The organism is Lentzea chajnantorensis (genome assembly GCF_054300775.1).
The window spans coordinates 2,251,334-2,267,414 of the sequence record NZ_JBSDZT010000002.1 but is presented as its reverse complement, the minus strand read 5'-3'; the positions used below and the strand labels follow the sequence as shown (position 1 = coordinate 2,267,414).

Genomic DNA, 16,081 nt, shown 5'->3' with positions numbered 1-16,081 from the left:
CCGTTCACCTGAACGGATCTTTCCGGTGCGGTAGGTTGTCCGGTGGGATCTTGGCAAACCGTTGGTGTTACTGGGGAGGTCGCTGTGGTGCCGTTCGCCCAAGGCAGGACGTGGGTTTCGGTACCCGAACAGCGCAGGCCCGTTCCGTCACGAACCGGCATCGCATCGACGAAGGACTTCGTGCGCTCCCTGCCGGTCAGCTCACCAGGAAAGCTCGCGGCACCGCTGCGCTGACGAGCCGCCCTCGACCTGCAGCGTGGCGTGCTCGATGTGGTACTCGGTCTTGAGGAGCACCTGCGCGGCCTTGAGGACGTCCTCGTGATCCGCGTCCTCGGCCGTCGTGAGGTGCGCCGAGGCCACCTCCATGCCGCTGGTGAGCGTCCACACGTGCAGGTCGTGCGCCTCGACCACCCCGGGCAACTGGGCCAGCGCCGCCTGCACCTCGGTGACGTCCAACCGCTCCGGCGCGTGCTGGAACAGGATGTGCAGCGCGTTCTTGGCCAGCGAGTACGTCCGCGGCAGCACCCACACGCCGATCAGCACACCCATGATCGGGTCGGCGTACCTCCACCCGGTCGTGATGGTGACCAGCGCGCTGACCAGCACACCGACCGACCCGATGAGGTCCGCCAGCACCTCCAGGTAGGCGCCCCGGACGTTGATGCTCTCCTTCGCGCCCTCCCTGAGCACGCTGAAGGACACGAGGTTGGCCGCAAGACCGAGGCTCGCCGCGATGAGCACCGGCCACCCCGCCACCGCCGGCGGGTCCTGGAACCGCCCCACGGCCTCGTAGATCACGTACCCGGCCACGCCGAACAGCAGCACCGCGTTGGCCAGCGCCGCGAGCACCTCGGCCCGGTAGAACCCGAACGTGCGGTTCTTCCCCGCCTTGGCCCTGCGCGCCACCATGATCGCCGCGAGCGCCATCCCGACCCCGAGCACGTCGGTGAGCATGTGGGCGGCATCGGAGATGAGCGCCAGCGAGGACGTCGCGAACCCCACGACGAACTCCACCACCATGAAGACCGCGCCGATCCCGAACGCGACCCACAGCCTGCCGGCGTGCCGCCCACTCGCGGACGCCGATCCGTGCCCATGCCCGTGACCCATGTTCGGAACATATAGCGACATGCGCATGAGTGCAATCCGGCGTATTCCTGACCTGGGACGGACGTGACGGACACCACCCGACGGGAGTTCATGGGGGTGGGTGTGCGGGGGTGGTGCGGGCGTGCGCTAGGATCTTCCGTGTTGGTAGCGCCCCCGTAGCTCAGGGGATAGAGCACCGCCCTCCGGAGGCGGGTGCGCAGGTTCGAATCCTGCCGGGGGCACCACGAAGACGGGAACAAGGTCAGCCATAGCTGGCGATCTTGTTCCCATTTTTGTTCGCGCTGGTCACGGCCCTGCTGAGCATCGTCGAGCGATGGCGCAGCGAGCGAGGACCGGCCGAACGAACCCGGACACGGGCACGCATCACGCGCAGTGTCGTGAGCCATGCCGGAAGAACAAGGCGGCCCCGCGCTGGAACCCACGTTGTCCGAATGGCTCAAGGCACGCAAGGAGACGGCCGGCCACCTGGCGACGGGTGCCCCTCGGACCGTGGACGACAACTGGGTGCAGCGGCTCGCCGATTTGCTGGCGACCGAACGGTCGTGGCAGGACCAGTACACGGACCTGGTCGGGCTCGGCAGCCCGGACGGCCGCTTCCCGTCCTCGAACCGCTGAGCACACCGACGACGTCGTCCTGGTGGAGTGTCACCGCGATCGTCGCCCAGCACGCTCCAGTGCAGTGCGGACAGATCGGCGGGCGGCACGACGCGGGTGTGGCGATGGCGCGGGTTCAGCGCACCGGCCTCCACGAAGTCCACAGTGGATTCACCCACCACGTCGTCGTGAAGCGGATCGGCGACGGCGATCCGGTGTGATCGACTGAAAACAGTGGTTTGTTCCCAAAACCGTGACCCACCATTCGGCGCGAACTCCGGATCGCAGTCGTGCAGCGTCAGGGCGCGTAGCGCGCCATGCACTCGGCGAGGTCCGACCAGCCCAGCGGCCGGGCTGCCGGCACCGGCAACCGACCGCCACCGGGCCGCGTCATGGACTCGGCCACCAGCCCGGCCACCGCCTCGGGAGCCTGCACGACGTCGCCGGCAAGCCGGGCGAGCACGATCAACGGCTCCGTGGGACCGGTCTCGATCGACACCGCCCATCCCTGCGTCGCACTCCAGACGAGCATGACATCGCGGTTCGGATGTGCCACCGCACGGCAGCCCAGCGCGATGTAGGCCGTGGCGGTGTCGGTGACCTCGAAGCTGACACCGTCGCGCGGCACGGAGAGCACCTCGGCGACCTTGAACACGTAACGCTCAAGGGCTCCGGACAGCAAATGCGTACCCTCTGACGTGGTGACCACCATGCTGACCCGTCTTCTTCCTCAGATCGCTGCGGAGCCGCGACCGAGCGCATGCAGACCGCGGAGGTGACGAAGCGAGTGGACAGGCCGATCAACGACCCTGCACCCACACTGTAGCCGAGGCAAAACCGAGCAGGCGCTGCCCGGACCGGTGCACCATGCTGACGCCCGAACCGTGGACGGCAGTGGCTGCCGCCGTGATGATGCTGGCCTCAAGCACATCTCCGCGGCTCAGCACCGCCTCCCGTCGCCTGGGAACTGGCAGGATGTGGTGCGGGGAGTCGTGCTCGTCGGACGCGCGTTCCCCTTGCCGGCCCGAGGATTGGACGCAATGACACGCTCGTCGGTGTTCACGTTCCAGTACATCGCCATCGACACGGAGGCCGGTGTCACGCCGGAGGAGTTCGAGGCCTTCGTGCGTGCTGAGGGCGTTCACCTGCCCCTGTACCCGGGGTGGCGGTGGACGCTGCTGCGCGGGTTGCGCGGGGAGCGGACCGGGCAGTACCTGATGTTGTACGAGATCGAGAGCGCCGAGCAGCGCGACCGCTACGTCACGGCCAGGGGTGAGCAGACCGAGCAGGCGCGGCAGTTCTGGGCGCGGCACCCCGAGGCGGAGGCCGTGCTGGCGCGGTGGCGGCGGCTGGGCACGTACGGCGAGCTGCCGACGTTGTTCACCGACTACCGGCTGCTGGCCGACAACCCGCGGAGCACCGTCACGCCCGGCCCCCGCTACCGCGACCGCCCCGGCGAGGAGCCCGTCGCCAGGGTCATCGGGATTCACAACCTGGCCTTGCGCGCCGGCGTGACCGAGGAGGTGTTCGACCGCTTCATCGCCGAGAACCACCACCGGATCGACGACTACCCGGACTGGCGGTTCCACGTGCTCAAGGGCGAGCGGGGCAACCGCCTCGACCAGTACGTGATGATGATGGAGATCGCGAGCCTGGACGCGCTGGACGTCTTCTACCCCGAGCCCGACATCGCCACCGGTGAGGCCGCGGAGTTCGCGGCCGCCCACCGCGACACCAAGCAGATGTACGAGGAGTGGAAGCAGCTGGCCTCGTTCTCGGGCTCGCCGCAGATCTACACGGACTACCTCGCCGTCGCGGAGAACCCGGCGTAGCGCCGCACGACCGGGACGGGCCCGGGTGCGGAGCCGGTCGCGCATCCCTGCCGGGCACCTCGCAGCGCGCGGGAAGAGCAGGGGGCGGAACCGCTCGTTCACAGCCTCTGGCCAGGATGCCGCGGGTGGTCGTCCAGCAGGGCGTGGACCAGCTCGATCGTGGGCTGCACCTCCTCGGCGCCCTCGTGGCGGGCCTTGGCGAGCTGGAGCACCCGAAGCGCGGTGTCCGGCCAGTTCCTGGTGTCCCGCACCCTGTCGTAGACCTCCCTGTGCCGGAAGGCGGCTGCGGCGATCCGAGCCGGCTGCGGTTCCGCCTTGTTGCGGAACGCGATGGCGGCCAGCGCTGCCGTGGTCTTGGCCGGCCACTGTCCGCTCTTCGTGCACAAGAGGTCCCATATCCACGCGGTGTCTCGGAACGACGGGTCACCGATGAGTTCCGGGGAGAGCAGCCGCCTCACGTCGTCCCAGGTGGTGACCGGGGTCGCGGCGAGCAGGGGTGGGATGAACTCGAAGAAGTCGTTCTTCCCGAAGCCGATCCACCACTCCACCCCCTGACCCCGCAGGATGGCGCGGCCGAGCACGGCCTCGACCGCCGTGTTCCTGTCCCCCATGAGGAGGTGGACGTAGGAGCTCAGCACGAACTCGGAGTCGAAGACACCGGAGCCCGACGTGCTGATCGTGGAGTGGGCTCGGGCGAACTCGACGAGGAGGTCGGGGAGTTCGTCGAAGGTCAGCCCCGCTCGCCACAACGCGACCGTGTCGTTCCAGCCGTGCTCCTGCTCCGGCCAGATGTCCGCCACCGAGAACGGGCCGAACGTCCTGACGTAGATCGCCAGGAGGTTGGCCGAGTAGATGGCGGCGGTGCGCACCATGTTGCGCCGCTCGGTCACATAGGTGGTGTAGCGGCGCGAGGGCGGGCGGTACGCGTGGTCGCGGATCAGCAGGCGCAGGGTGTCCCGGACGGACTCGGGGCACTCCTTGAGCATGTCGTCGAGGAAGAACAGGATCGGTGCCTGGGAGGACAGCGGCTGGTGCGAGAGGAGGGCGTGCAGGAGGTCGTCGTCGGGCACGTGGTTGCGGACCGCGAAGGTGGCGGTGGCCAGGTCGAGGAGGGTGGCGTGGATGTGCCGGGCTGCCAGGTGCTCGGCGAAGGTGAGGTGCAGGAACTCGTAGGCGTGGACGGTCGTCGCCTCGCGCGCTGTGCTGGTGTGGATGAAGAAGAACTCGCCGAAGACGTGCCTGCCGGTGCCGGTCTGCTCGTCCAGCGCGGCCAGGTCCGCGGTCAGCTCGGCCTCGCTGAGGCTCTGGCGGCCCCGGTTGACCATGCCGAGCGCCGCGATGGACAGCCGGCGCAGCACCGCCTCGACGTCGTCGGCCCTGGCAGCGGCGGTGGGCGGCGGGCCGTGCTTGCCGACCTCGCGATCCGCGTAGATCGTGAGCAGGCGCTCGTACAGCTCCGTTGTGGACAGCTCGGCGTCGTGGTCGACGCTGGGGTTGGCGTAGTACAGCGCGAGCAGCAACAGCAGCAGGGGCTGCCGGGAGATCTCCGGCTGCGCGGTCACGACCTCGAAGGGCAACGGCCGGCCTCCGGCGTTGACCCTGTTCCACCTGCTCAGCCACACCCGGACCTGGGCATCGGTGAAGTCGGCGATGGTGACCACGGGGGAGCCCTCCGGGATCTCCACCCGATCGGCGACGACCGTGCGCGAGGTGACCACCACCGCCACCGGACGCCCCAGGACGGCCTCGACGCGCTGGAACTCGGCGACCTGGTGCAGGTAGTCGAGCCGATCGGTGGGGCTGGCCCTGAGCAACTCGTCGAGACCGTCGAGGATGACGACGCGGATGGTGTCCGCGGCATCCTCGGTCAGGGTGGGCCAGCCGACCCGGCGGTGGGTGGCGGCCCGCAGCGACTGGTCGATCTGGTCGGCGATGGCCGCGTTCGCGCGCACGTCCCGCAGCCGCACCAGGACGACGGTGTAGCCGGAGCCGGACAGGCGAGCGGCGAGCACCCGCGACAGCAACGACTTGCCGGCGCCCGGCTGTCCGAGGACGACCAGCGGACGGGTGGTGGCGTCGGCCGTGGTGAAGTGGCGGGCCAGCATGAACTCGAGGTCACGCGAGGGCGGTTCGTCCGCGGCACCGCGGGGGACGTAGTGGGGGCTCACGAAGATCTGGTCGACCGTCGGCATGGTGAGCGGGAAGCCGTAGTCGGTGCTGGTGTCCAGGACGGGGCGGCCGAGCTCGGCCCGGTTCAGCTCGGCGATCATCTCGGTGCTGGGCCGTCCCACAGCACCCGGCCCGACCTTGAGCAGGCGTTCCAGCCTGCTCAGCGAGGTGTGCGTGGCCGCGTGGGCGATTTGACCCGCCCAGACGGCGAACTCCGGGACGTCGGTCTGCAGCTGGAGGTAGTACGACCGGTAGTTGCCGACCGTGGCGGTGCTCAGATCCGCACGCCGGATCCCGGCCGTGTGCGAGAGACCGGCCAGGAACTCGTACAGCTGGTCACTCACGGTCTGTGCCCACCGCTCGACCTCCTCCTCGACCTGTCCCGCCGTCACCGACGACGACGGGGTGGGGAGGGGGGCCGTGAACAGGGTGGCGAGGAGCCCCCGGTTGTTCGAGGAGTCGGCGACGGCGAGCTTCTCCTCCTCGGTCACACGGGCTCGGGCGAAGAAGGTCCCGTAGGTGGAACGGGCCGCGTCGAAGAAGGCGGTGAGGACGATCGTGGTGTGCGCGGCGATCACCAGCTCGTGCCGCCGGTAACCGGACGCCTCGGAGATCCGGTTGGTCAGCCGCCCGATGCCCTCCCGCACGATCCGCACGGTCTCGTTCTTCTGGTCGACCATCGCGAACAGCCCGTCCAGCGACAGGACCCCGGACCCGAGCACGACGCCGCCGGTCACGATGTCGAGCACCTTCAGCCACGGTGGATCGTCCTTGCCGAGGATCTTCAGCGCACCCCTGTACGACACCGCATCCCGCGCCATGCAACAACTCTAGTGCGCGATGGCCGCCGGTCGGCTGGCGAACGACCAGACCGGTGTCGATCAACTCCTGCTGCCCCTCGCGGCGGGTGACCACCTCGATCTCGTCGGATCAGGGCAGGCGCGCCCAGTCGAGTTCCTGGCGCAGGGCCCACTTCGTGCGGTGTGCGTGCCGCAGCGCGGCCATGTGGTCGCGGAAGTCACCGTCGCGGTCGCAACGGTCGAACAGGGCCTGAGCCTCGGCCAACAGGCGAGCCGCTGCACGGTAGGAGTCGCGGTTGCGGAGCTCGATCGCCTGGTCTGCGGCCCGCAGCAGGACGGGGGCCGCGTCGGCCGGGTGGTCGGCGGCACGGGCCCGCGCGAGGCGGAGCCACAGGCCGTCCGAGCAGCCGCCGTCGACGGCGGCCTGCCAGGCGGCGTCGATCTCGCCGTCCGCCAGCAGGATCTCCACCAGCGTCGAACGGCCCGGCGACCAGGGGGTGGTGGCGGGCGGTGTCTCGGCGAGGAAGGCGAGTGCGCGTCCCCGCCAGGGTGCGAAGCCCTCGGCGGTGGCGTGCCGGAGTGCGAGGTAGGACTCCTGGGCCGGGCGCTCGGTGAACTCGGCCCACAGCACCTCGCCCGCCTGGTCGCGCCTGCCCGCGCGCACGTGGATCTCGGCGGCCAGGGCGCGCAGGCGACGATCGGGCTCGAAGTCGGCCAGGCCGCGTTCCAGCCAGGTCAGCGCTTCGTCGTCGCGGCCGTCCGCGCACAGCCGCTCTGCGACGCGGAGCACGTCGTAGGCGCTGGTCACGTCCCTCGCCAGCACCTCGACCAGCCGGTCCGCGCCTCCTGACGACTCCGCCAGGTCCTCCATGAGGTGGGTGATGACGAAGCGGCGGGCGTTGTGGTCGCCCGGTCTCTTCGGCGGCAGCTCCTGCCACGCCTTCTCGACCAGTTCCCGGTACCGGGCCGTCCCCGCTGCGCCCAGCACCTCCTCGTACTCGGGGAGCGCGCCGAAGAACACCTCGTACTCGCTGTCGACCGCACGCGTGAACAGCCGCTCGGCCAGCTCCACCGGGTCCGGTGAACCCGCCTCGCACGCCGCCAGGTGGATCTCCTCCGCGCGGGCGATCGCCTCCGACAACCCGCCGTCGGAGTCGTCCACGTGCTCTCCCGAGGACTCCAGCAGCTCCAGCGCGTACTCGGCGAGGGTGATCGCGGCATCGGCGAAACCGGCGCCGATCAAGCGCTCGACCTCGTCCAGGGCCTCACCGACGTGCAGGAAGTAGCCGTACGCCTCGGCGTACTCGACGTAGTCCGGGATGTCGATGGCACGTTCCAGGCGATTTCTGATGTCCTGGTCGTCGAACGCGTCCGCGTGCCCGGCCGCGGCGGCGAGCCGGGCACGCAGCAGCCGGTCCGACTTCGCGGCCGTCATCAGCTGCTCGACCAGCCACTCCTGGTCACAACCGCGCAGGAACGCCCGCAGGCGCTTCTCGGTCAACGGTGCCGAGCGCGGCTCCCCCACTTCGCCGCCTTGTTCCAGCCAGGCCAGCGAGGCGGCGACGCAGTGCTTGCAGAACATCCCGTCAGCTCCGTACGGGCACGAGCAGCTTCCGCGCAGGCCCGTGCGCGTCAGGTCCAGCCGCACGCGGTAGGAGCGAGTGCCGTCCACCGTGGCGTTCACGGTCGAGCCGCTCACCGCGACCCGCCGGACCTGACCCGCCGCGAAGTACCGCTGACCTCGCTCGAACGACTTCGCGCCGGCCAGCTCCCGCACCGTGCTCTGACTCACCATCACGGCCGATCATGGTGCCAAGCCTCGCGAGCAGCGGACCTCCCGCCACAGCCGCAGTGCCCTCGCTGACAGGTGCGGTCCTCGTCGTCGACGGATCAGAGCAGACCCGCGCTCATGAAGGCCAGCACACCGATGAACCCGACGATCACGAACACCCACGCGCCGGTCGTCCACAGCCAGAACCCGCTGTGCCCGTCCCGCCTCCGCACCGCCACCGCGGCCAGCCCGCCGGCCACCGCCACCAGCAGTGCGATGCCGACGTACACCACCTTCGCGAGGTCGGGGCTCACGGCGTGCTCGCCGCGATGTCCTGCACGACCTGGCACGCGCTCGGCACGGGGTCGAGCGAGTTCACGTGCCCGGCCAACCGGCACAGCAGCCGCTTGAACGTCTCCCTCTCCTCTTCCGGCAACGCCGACAGCACGTGTGCCTCGGCGTGCCGCAGCCGCCGGTCGAGGTCCTCCAGGCGTGCGCGGCCGGCGTCCGTCGCCACCACCAGGCGCGTGCGGCGATCGGTCGGAGCCGGTTTGCGGGTGACCAGCGCGGCGCGTTCGAGGTCGTCGAGGAGGTACGTCATGACCGTGCGGTCGATGCCCAGCTGCTGGCACAGCGCGGACTGGCTCTCCGGCCGGTCGCGGGTCGCGGCGGTGAGGACCTGGTAGCCGCGGTGGCCGCCGGGCAGGTCGCCGACCGCGGCGCCGGTGGCCTTGACGTAGGCGCGGAAGACCACGCCGAGGGTCCAGCCGAAGTCTTCGTCGAGAGCGGTCACCCGACCAATGCTAGCCCGAACAGAACGTCTGCTCAGCAGAACATCTGTATGGCATACTTTCGGCATGACAGAGTATGGCCACCCGCTTGAGTTCGGTGTCTTCCTGCCGCCCACCGCCGAGCGGTTCTCGGACACGCTGCGCCTCGCCCAGGCCGCTGACGTGCTCGGACTCGACCTGGTCAGCCTTCAGGACCACCCGTACAACGCGACGCACCTCGACACGTGGACGTCGTTGTCGGTCATCGCCGCGGCGACCAGCAACGTGCGCGTGTTCCCCAACGTCGCGAATCTCCCGCTCAGGCCACCGGCCGTCCTTGCGCGTGCGGCCGCGAGTCTCGACCTCATCACCGGTGGGCGCGTGGAGCTCGGGCTTGGCGCGGGGGCGTTCTGGGACGCCATCGCCGCCATGGACGGGCCGCACCGCACGCCGCCGCAGTCGGTCGAGGCGCTCGAAGAGGCCATCGGGGTGATCAGGGCGCTGTGGACGCCGGGACGCGGGGTTCACCTGCACGGCAAGCACTACTCGCTGAACGGTGCGCGGCCGGGTCCGTTCCCCGCGCACGACATCGGCATCTGGGTGGGCGCCTACAAGAAGCGGATGCTGCAGCTGACCGGGCGCCTGGCCGACGGGTGGCTGCCGTCGAGCCCGTACGCACCGCCCGAGCGGCTCGGCGCGATGAACCGGGTCATCGACGACGCCGCCGTCGCCGCCGGCCGCTCCCCCGCCGCGATCCGCCGGCTCTACAACATCACGGGCGACCTCACCGCCGAGCAGCTCGCCGGCCTGGCGCTGGAGCACGGCATCAGCGGCTTCGTCCTCATGGTCGAGGCCGACGGCGACGAGGAGCTGCGCCGGTTCGCCGAGGAGGTCGCGCCCGCGGTGCGGGAGCTGGTCGCGGGCGAACGCAGGCCGGCCCCGCAGGTGGCCGACAGCCTCGGCGTCACCCCGACGCCGGACGACGGCACGCGGCTCTCGCGGGAGCGGCTGTGGGACGAGGGCGCACGTCCGACCAGCCCCGCGCCGCAGGACGACTCCGTCTACACCGCGGCCGGCAAGGCCATGGGCCGGCAGTTGATCGACGTGCACGACCACCTGCGCGAGGAGCTGGCGAAGGTCCGCTCACTGGTGCAGCAGGTCGCGAGCGGCACGCTCGACGTCGGCCGGGCGCTCTACCCGCAGCTGCGCAGAGGCGATGAACGTCTTGGGCCCGTGCTCGACCGCCTGAGCGAAGAACACCGTGTCATCCACGACGTGCTTGAACGCGTGGACGCCGCATTGGTCGCGACGGTCGCCGATCCGCACAAGATCGTGGAGCTGCAAGCAGCGGTCGACGTGCTGACGGACACGCTGCTGTCCCACCTGTCCTACGAGGAACGCGAGCTCGTCGAACCCATGGCGCGCATACCGTTGCGCCACTGACGGCGAACCTGGTGCCGCTGTGGCGGCAGCTCGACGCGGACCGAGGCGCCACGGCCGTTGGGCACGAACCGGACCGATCCGCCGTGCACGGCGACGATGTCCGCCACGATCGCGAGTCCCAGGCCGGAACCGGGCAGGCGCCGGGCGTCGGGCGCGCGCCAGAACCGTTCGAACGCGGCGGACCGGTGCTCCACGGGCAGGCCGGGGCCCTCGTCGGTGACCGTGAGCCAGCCCGGCCGCGACCGCACGGTGATCATGGACCCGGCCGGTGCGAACTTCACCGCGTTGTCCAGCAGGTTCAGCACGCTGCGCTCCAACGCGGCCGCGTCACCGAGCACCGACCACTCCGCGCGTTCGACGTCGAAGACGTGCTCGTGGGCCCGGCTGCGGGCGCGCCGGACCGCCCGGTCGACGACGCCGGAGACCTCGACCGGTTCGCGCGCCAGCTCGCGTTCGTCGCGGGCGAGCACCACCAGCTCGTTGACCAGGTCGCCGAACTCGCGGCTCTGCGCCTGCACCCGGTCCAGCACCTCAGCGCGGCCGGGCAGCTCGCGGCCGGTGCGCTCGGCGCGGACCAGCAGGTCGATGTTGGTGCGCAGGCTCGTCAACGGCGTGCGCAGCTCGTGCGCGGCGTCGTTGACCAGGTCGCGCTGGCGGCGGCGGGACTCGGCGAGCGCCGTGGTCATCGCGGTGAACGCCCGGCCCAGGCGGCCCACCTCGTCCTGGCCGGAGACGGTGACCGGCGTGGTCAGGTCCTCGGTGCGGGCTATGTGCTCGGCCGTTTCCGTGAGGCGTTCCATCGGTGCGAGCGCGCGCCTCGTGAGCCACAAACCGCCGGCGGCGACCAGCAACGCGCCGAGCACGGCGACGCTCGCGAGCACACCGGCCAGCGTGGTGAGGGTGCTGTCGATCTCGGCGAGGCTCCGGCTGAGCACCAGGACGGTGCCGTTGTCCAGCGGTTGCAGCAGCACCCGCGCCGCCGTGCCGGACCGGGTCACGCCGTCGCGGAACGTCGTGGACAGCGCCTGGAGGTCGGCGGCGGTCGTGACGACCGGGTCGACGCCGGGCGGTGCGCAGCTCGTGCCGTCCGGGCGGGCTTCCTGGATGCCCTGGAGCACCTGCTGCAACCCCTCGCCCGGTACGCCCTCGTCGCAGCGCAGCTTGAAGAACCGGACCTCGCCCGGCCGCTGCGGGAGCCGCACCGGTGGCGGCAGGCTCGCCACCAGCGACTTGTCGAAGCTCGGAGCGCAGGTTGTGCTCGGTGACCACCCACGTGACGACGCTGATGCCCGCTATCGCGACCGCGACCACGCACGCGGTGATGACCGCGAGCTTGCTCCGCAGCAGCACCGGGCCCCTCACAGCGACTCACGCAGGATGAAACCCAGGCCGCGCACGGTGTGCAGCAGCCGCGACCGGCCACCGGCCTCCGTCTTGCGGCGCAGGTAGCCGATGTACACGTCGAGGTTGTTGGTGCCCTGGTCGTGGCCCCACACCGCGTGCTTGAGGTGCTGCTTGGTGAGCAGCCGCCCCGGATCGGCGAGGAACACCGCGAGCAGGTCGAACTCGGTCGGCGTCAGGTCGAGCCGGGTGCCGCCGCGGCAGACCGCGCGTTCGACCGGGTCCATCCGCAGGTCGGCGAACTGCAGCAGCGACGGCTCCGCGCGGTGGCGGTTCTGCTTGAGCAACGCGCGCACGCGGGCCAGCAGCTCCTCCAGCGCGAACGGCTTGACGAGGTAGTCGTCGGCACCGGCGTCCAACCCGGTCACCTTGTCCCCCAACGCGTCACGTGCGGTCAGCATCAGCACCGGCAGCCGCTCGCCGGCCGCGCGCAACCGGCGGCACGCCTCCGAGCCGTCGACGTTCGGCATCATCAGGTCGAGGATCGCCAGGTCGATCCCGCTCAGCCGGCGCAGCGCCTCCGCCCCGTCCGCGGCCGTGGTGACGTCGTAGCCCTCGAACTCCAGGCTGCGCCGCAGGCTGTCCCGCACGTCCGGGTCGTCGTCCACCACCAGCAGTCGCATGGCGGTGACGGTAGGGCCGCGACCTGTGAGCCCGCTGTGTGAGCACGCGGGCTCTCACGAACCTCTCAGCAGAAGCCAAGGACGTTCTCACGACCGCACCAGAACCCTGGAGCGGGAACGACGCAACGTGTCCACAGTGGAACGGAGAGCAGATGGCGGTCAGCGGGGCGCCAGCCGCGGTGCGGCGCCGTGACGACAGGACCACGACGACCGTGGACATCATGATCCCCGTCCACAACGAGGAACGCGCGCTACCGGGGTGCGTCGAGGTGCTGCACGGGTTCCTGCGCGAGCAGTTCCCGTTCGACTGGTCGATCGTGGTCGTCGACAACGCGAGCACCGACGCGACCCTGGCCACGGCGCACGACCTGGCCGCGCGGTTCGACCGGGTGCGCGTGCACCACCTCGACCGCAAGGGCCGGGGACGCGCGCTGAAGGAGGCGTGGGGAGCGAGTGAGGCGGCCGTCGTCGTCTACATGGACGTCGACCTGTCCACCGGTCTCGACGGGCTGCTGCCGCTGGTCGCGCCGCTGGTCAACGGCCACTCCGACCTCGCGATCGGCTCACGGCTGGCACCGGGTTCGCGCACCGTGCGCGGGCCGCGGCGCGAGATCGTGTCGCGCGGCTACAACGCGTTGGTGCGGCTCACGCACGGCGCCCGGTTCAGCGACGCCCAGTGCGGGTTCAAGGCGGCACGGCTGGAGGTGGTCCGGCCGTTGCTCGAACGGGCCGGCGACGACGCGTGGTTCTTCGACACCGAGCTGCTGCTCCTGGCCGAGCACAACGGTTTGCGGGTGCACGAGGTGCCGGTGGACTGGGTCGAGGACGTGGACAGCCGGGTCGACGTGCTCGGCACCGCGCTCGACGACGTGAAGGGGCTCATCCGGGTGGCGAGGGCCAAGGCCAACGGCACCGCGCGCGTGCCGGACCTGCCGCGGCGCCCGGAGCCGCGGGCGATCCACCCCGACGCGGTGCTCAGCCGCAGCGAGGGCGGGCTGTCCTGGCAGGTGCTGTCGTTCGCGGTGATCGGCGTGGTCTCCACGCTCGCGAACCTGGCGCTGTACGGCGTCTTCCGCACGTGGTGGCCGGTGCTGACGGCGAACCTGCTGGCGCTCGTGATCACCACCCTGGTCAACACGGAGGCCAACCGGCGCTTCACGTTCACCGCCCGCAACACCGCCCGCGGCCGGACGCACCTGCAGGGCCTCGTGGTGTTCGGCCTGTACTACGCGTTCACGTCGGCCGCGCTGCTCGTGCTGCACGCGGCCACCCCCGACCCGTCCCGGCTGCTGGAGCTGGCGGTGCTGCTCGGCTCGTCGGCGCTCGGCACGGCGGGACGCTTCTTCCTGCTGCGGAGCTGGGTGTTCCGCCGGGACGACCGAAAGGAACCAGCATGACCGCCACTGCCGAGGTGGCCGCACCCGCCGCCACGCCCGCGGACACCCGTCCGGCGCGCTGGCCTGCCTGGGCGCTCGCGGCGATCTGCGCGACCGCCGGTGCGCTGTACGCGTGGCGGATCGGCGCGGGCCAGGTGGGCAACTCCTACTACGCGGCCGCAGCCAAGTCGATGTCGACGTCGTTCACGAACTTCCTGTTCGGCTCGTTCGACCCGGCCGGCGTGGTGACCGTCGACAAACCGCCGATGGCGCTGTGGCCGCAGGCGGTCTCCGTGTGGCTCTTCGGGTTCCACGGCTGGGCGGTGCTGCTGCCGCAGGTCGTCGAGGGCGTCGCGGCGGTGTTCCTGCTGCACCGGACGGTCCGGCGGTGGGCGGGCGAGCACGTGGCGCTGCTCGCGGCGTTGATCTTCGCGCTGACGCCGGTCACCGTGGCGATCAACCGCGACAACAACCCGGACACGCTGCTGGTGCTGACGCTCGTCGCGGCGGCCTACGCGCTCACGCGGTCGGTGCAGGCCCCCGAGAGCCGGGTGCGGACGACGTGGTTGCTGTGGTGCGCTTTCTTCATCGGCTGCGGGTTCCTCACGAAGATGCTGCAGGCGTGGATCGTGGTGCCGGGCTTCGCGCTGGCGTACCTGGTGGCGACGGGCTCACCGCTGAAGCGGCGGGTCGCCGACCTCCTGGGCGCCGGGGTGGTGCTGGTCGTGTCGTCGTTCTGGTGGGTGGCGCTGCACGCGTTCTGGCCGGGGTCCAAGCCGTACATCGGCGGGTCCACCGACGGTGGCGCGTGGGACCTGATCATCGGCTACAACGGCCTGGGCCGGGTGTTCGGCGGCTCCGGCAACCGCGGTGGCGGCGGCGAGCGGATGATCGGGACGCCGCCGGCGGGGATGGAGGTCGCCGGTCCCGGTGGCGGCGCGATGTTCGGCGGTCAGGCGGGCGTCACCCGCATGTTCGACAACGCGGTCGGCGGGCAGATCTCGTGGCTGCTGCCGTTGAGCCTGCTCGTGCTGGTCGCGGTCGCCGTCGGCGGGGTGCTGCTGCGGCGGCGGCGCGAGGTGCCGGGTGACGCGGCCGAGCGCGCGGGCTGGTTCCTGTGGGGCAGCTGGCTGCTCGTGACGATGGCGGTGTTCAGCTTCGCGCAGGGCATCTTCCACCCGTACTACACGACGATGCTGGCACCGGCCGTCGCCGCGATCAGCGCCGCGGGGCTGGTGATGTTCTGGCGGGCCAGGAGCGTCGTGCGGTTCCTGCTGCCGGTCTCGGTCGTGCTCACGGCGGCCTGGGCGTTCGTGGTGGTCTCGCGGGACACGTCGTGGCACGGGTGGGCGCGTTGGGCGGTCGTCGGGGTGGCCGCGGTGGCGGTCGTCGTGCTGCTGGCAGGGCTGCGCCGGACCGGGCTGGTCGCGGCGGTGGTGGCGGTGCTGCTGGTGCCGGCCGTGTGGTCCACCGCGACGGCGGCGACCGCGACGGACAACGGGGTGATGCCCGCGGCCGGACCGGCTGACGGTGGTGGGCAGTTCTTCCGCGACGGGCCGGTGCCAGGTGGGCAGGCTCCCGGCCAGATGCCGCCGAACGGGACCCGGCAGGCGCCTGACGGTCGTGCTGACCGCGGCCAGCAGATGCGCGGCCCCGGCCCCGGCAGTCGTGAGCTCACCCAGGAACAGCGCAAGATCCTGGCCTATGCCAAGGAGAACAGCAGTGGCGCCGCGATCACCCTGGCCGTCGCGGGCTCGGCGCAGGCGGCGGCGCCGTTCATCATGGGCTCCGACGAGGTGGTGATCGGCATGGGCGGGTTCTCCGGTTCGGACGACGCGCCGTCGGTCGACCAGCTCCAGGCCTGGGTGAGCGGGGGCAGGCTGAAGTTCGTGCTCGGCAACGGGGGCGGCATGGGCATGCGCGGTCCCGGCGGCACGGACAACGGCCGCCAGGAGTGGATCACGCAGCACTGCTCCGCCGTCGATCCGTCGCTCTACGGCGGCAGCTCCGCGCAGACGTTGCTGGAGTGCAAGGCGTAGCCCGTCCCTTCGTCCGGTTCGTCCCGCTCGGCCTCGCCGGGGCCCGCCTCCGCGAGGCCGAGCGCGTGCCGGATCTGCTCCTGGCTGGCACCGAACATGAAGCACATGCCCGCGACGCTAGGGGGCGGCGCGGGCCGTCGGCTTCTCGATTCC

General features: G+C 71.0%; 14 protein-coding genes and 1 tRNA gene. 6 read left to right on the top strand and 9 right to left on the bottom strand.

Annotated elements, in window-relative coordinates; all coding sequences use genetic code 11:
• Nucleotides 1-201: 201 nt before the first annotated feature.
• On the bottom strand, nt 202-1,110 hold the full coding sequence (locus ACVDFE_RS11985) for a cation diffusion facilitator family transporter (RefSeq protein WP_360395487.1): 909 nt from the start codon (nt 1,108-1,110) through the stop codon (nt 202-204).
• Between the two features lie 149 nt (nt 1,111-1,259).
• Here ACVDFE_RS11985 and ACVDFE_RS11980 point away from each other — a divergent pair.
• Together ACVDFE_RS11980 and ACVDFE_RS11975 are read left to right on the top strand one after the other, a co-directional pair.
• Nucleotides 1,260-1,334, top strand: a tRNA-Arg gene (locus ACVDFE_RS11980).
• A gap of 160 nt (nt 1,335-1,494) precedes the next feature.
• Complete coding sequence (locus tag ACVDFE_RS11975; RefSeq protein WP_360395485.1) at nt 1,495-1,725, top strand: hypothetical protein; 231 nt, start codon at nt 1,495-1,497, stop codon at nt 1,723-1,725.
• A gap of 277 nt (nt 1,726-2,002) precedes the next feature.
• Here the strand turns inward: ACVDFE_RS11975 and ACVDFE_RS11970 are convergent, their stop codons facing one another.
• Nucleotides 2,003-2,416, bottom strand: a complete 414-nt coding sequence (locus ACVDFE_RS11970; protein WP_360395483.1) for a DUF6292 family protein — start codon at nt 2,414-2,416, stop codon at nt 2,003-2,005.
• Nucleotides 2,417-2,744: 328 nt separating this feature from the next.
• Between ACVDFE_RS11970 and ACVDFE_RS11965 the strand changes: the two genes are divergently transcribed.
• Nucleotides 2,745-3,536: a hypothetical protein gene (locus ACVDFE_RS11965; protein WP_458430472.1), complete on the top strand. Its 792-nt coding sequence runs from the start codon at nt 2,745-2,747 to the stop codon at nt 3,534-3,536.
• 98 nt (nt 3,537-3,634) lie between these two features.
• Here ACVDFE_RS11965 and ACVDFE_RS11960 read toward each other — a convergent pair whose 3' ends face one another.
• From ACVDFE_RS11960 to ACVDFE_RS11945, 4 genes are all read right to left on the bottom strand, one after another.
• Entirely contained in the window at nt 3,635-6,526 is a 2,892-nt protein-coding gene (locus ACVDFE_RS11960) for an NACHT domain-containing protein (RefSeq protein WP_458430471.1), read from the bottom strand.
• A 109-nt stretch (nt 6,527-6,635) separates the two neighbouring features.
• Nucleotides 6,636-8,300, bottom strand: a complete 1,665-nt coding sequence (locus ACVDFE_RS11955; RefSeq protein ID WP_458430470.1) for an SWIM zinc finger family protein — start codon at nt 8,298-8,300, stop codon at nt 6,636-6,638.
• A 95-nt stretch (nt 8,301-8,395) separates the two neighbouring features.
• Nucleotides 8,396-8,590: a hypothetical protein gene (locus ACVDFE_RS11950; RefSeq protein ID WP_458430469.1), complete on the bottom strand. Its 195-nt coding sequence runs from the start codon at nt 8,588-8,590 to the stop codon at nt 8,396-8,398.
• Nucleotides 8,587-9,069: a MarR family winged helix-turn-helix transcriptional regulator gene (locus tag ACVDFE_RS11945; protein ID WP_458430468.1), complete on the bottom strand. Its 483-nt coding sequence runs from the start codon at nt 9,067-9,069 to the stop codon at nt 8,587-8,589. Before ACVDFE_RS11945 ends, ACVDFE_RS11950 begins: the two co-directional genes overlap by 4 nt.
• A 64-nt stretch (nt 9,070-9,133) precedes the next feature.
• Between ACVDFE_RS11945 and ACVDFE_RS11940 the strand changes: the two genes are divergently transcribed.
• Nucleotides 9,134-10,489 (top strand): LLM class flavin-dependent oxidoreductase, encoded by a 1,356-nt coding sequence (locus ACVDFE_RS11940; protein WP_458430467.1) that lies wholly within the window; start codon nt 9,134-9,136, stop codon nt 10,487-10,489.
• Here ACVDFE_RS11940 and ACVDFE_RS11935 read toward each other — a convergent pair.
• Both ACVDFE_RS11935 and ACVDFE_RS11930 read right to left on the bottom strand, forming a co-directional pair.
• Nucleotides 10,435-11,712, bottom strand: coding sequence for a sensor histidine kinase (locus ACVDFE_RS11935; RefSeq protein ID WP_458430466.1), 1,278 nt, complete (start codon nt 11,710-11,712; stop codon nt 10,435-10,437). The genes ACVDFE_RS11940 and ACVDFE_RS11935 overlap by 55 nt on opposite strands.
• A 135-nt stretch (nt 11,713-11,847) precedes the next feature.
• A complete protein-coding gene (locus ACVDFE_RS11930) occupies nt 11,848-12,513 on the bottom strand; it encodes a response regulator transcription factor (protein WP_360395461.1) in 666 nt (221 codons plus the stop codon).
• Between the two features lie 152 nt (nt 12,514-12,665).
• Between ACVDFE_RS11930 and ACVDFE_RS11925 the strand changes: the two genes are divergently transcribed.
• On the top strand, nt 12,666-13,910 hold the full coding sequence (locus tag ACVDFE_RS11925) for a glycosyltransferase (RefSeq protein WP_360395459.1): 1,245 nt from the start codon (nt 12,666-12,668) through the stop codon (nt 13,908-13,910).
• Nucleotides 13,907-15,928, top strand: coding sequence for an ArnT family glycosyltransferase (locus ACVDFE_RS11920; RefSeq protein WP_458430465.1), 2,022 nt, complete (start codon nt 13,907-13,909; stop codon nt 15,926-15,928). Before ACVDFE_RS11925 ends, ACVDFE_RS11920 begins: the two co-directional genes overlap by 4 nt.
• Here ACVDFE_RS11920 and ACVDFE_RS11915 read toward each other — a convergent pair.
• Complete coding sequence (locus tag ACVDFE_RS11915) at nt 15,883-16,035, bottom strand: hypothetical protein (RefSeq protein WP_458430464.1); 153 nt, start codon at nt 16,033-16,035, stop codon at nt 15,883-15,885. The two genes, ACVDFE_RS11920 and ACVDFE_RS11915, sit on opposite strands and share 46 nt — an antisense overlap.
• Nucleotides 16,036-16,081: the final 46 nt, after the last annotated feature.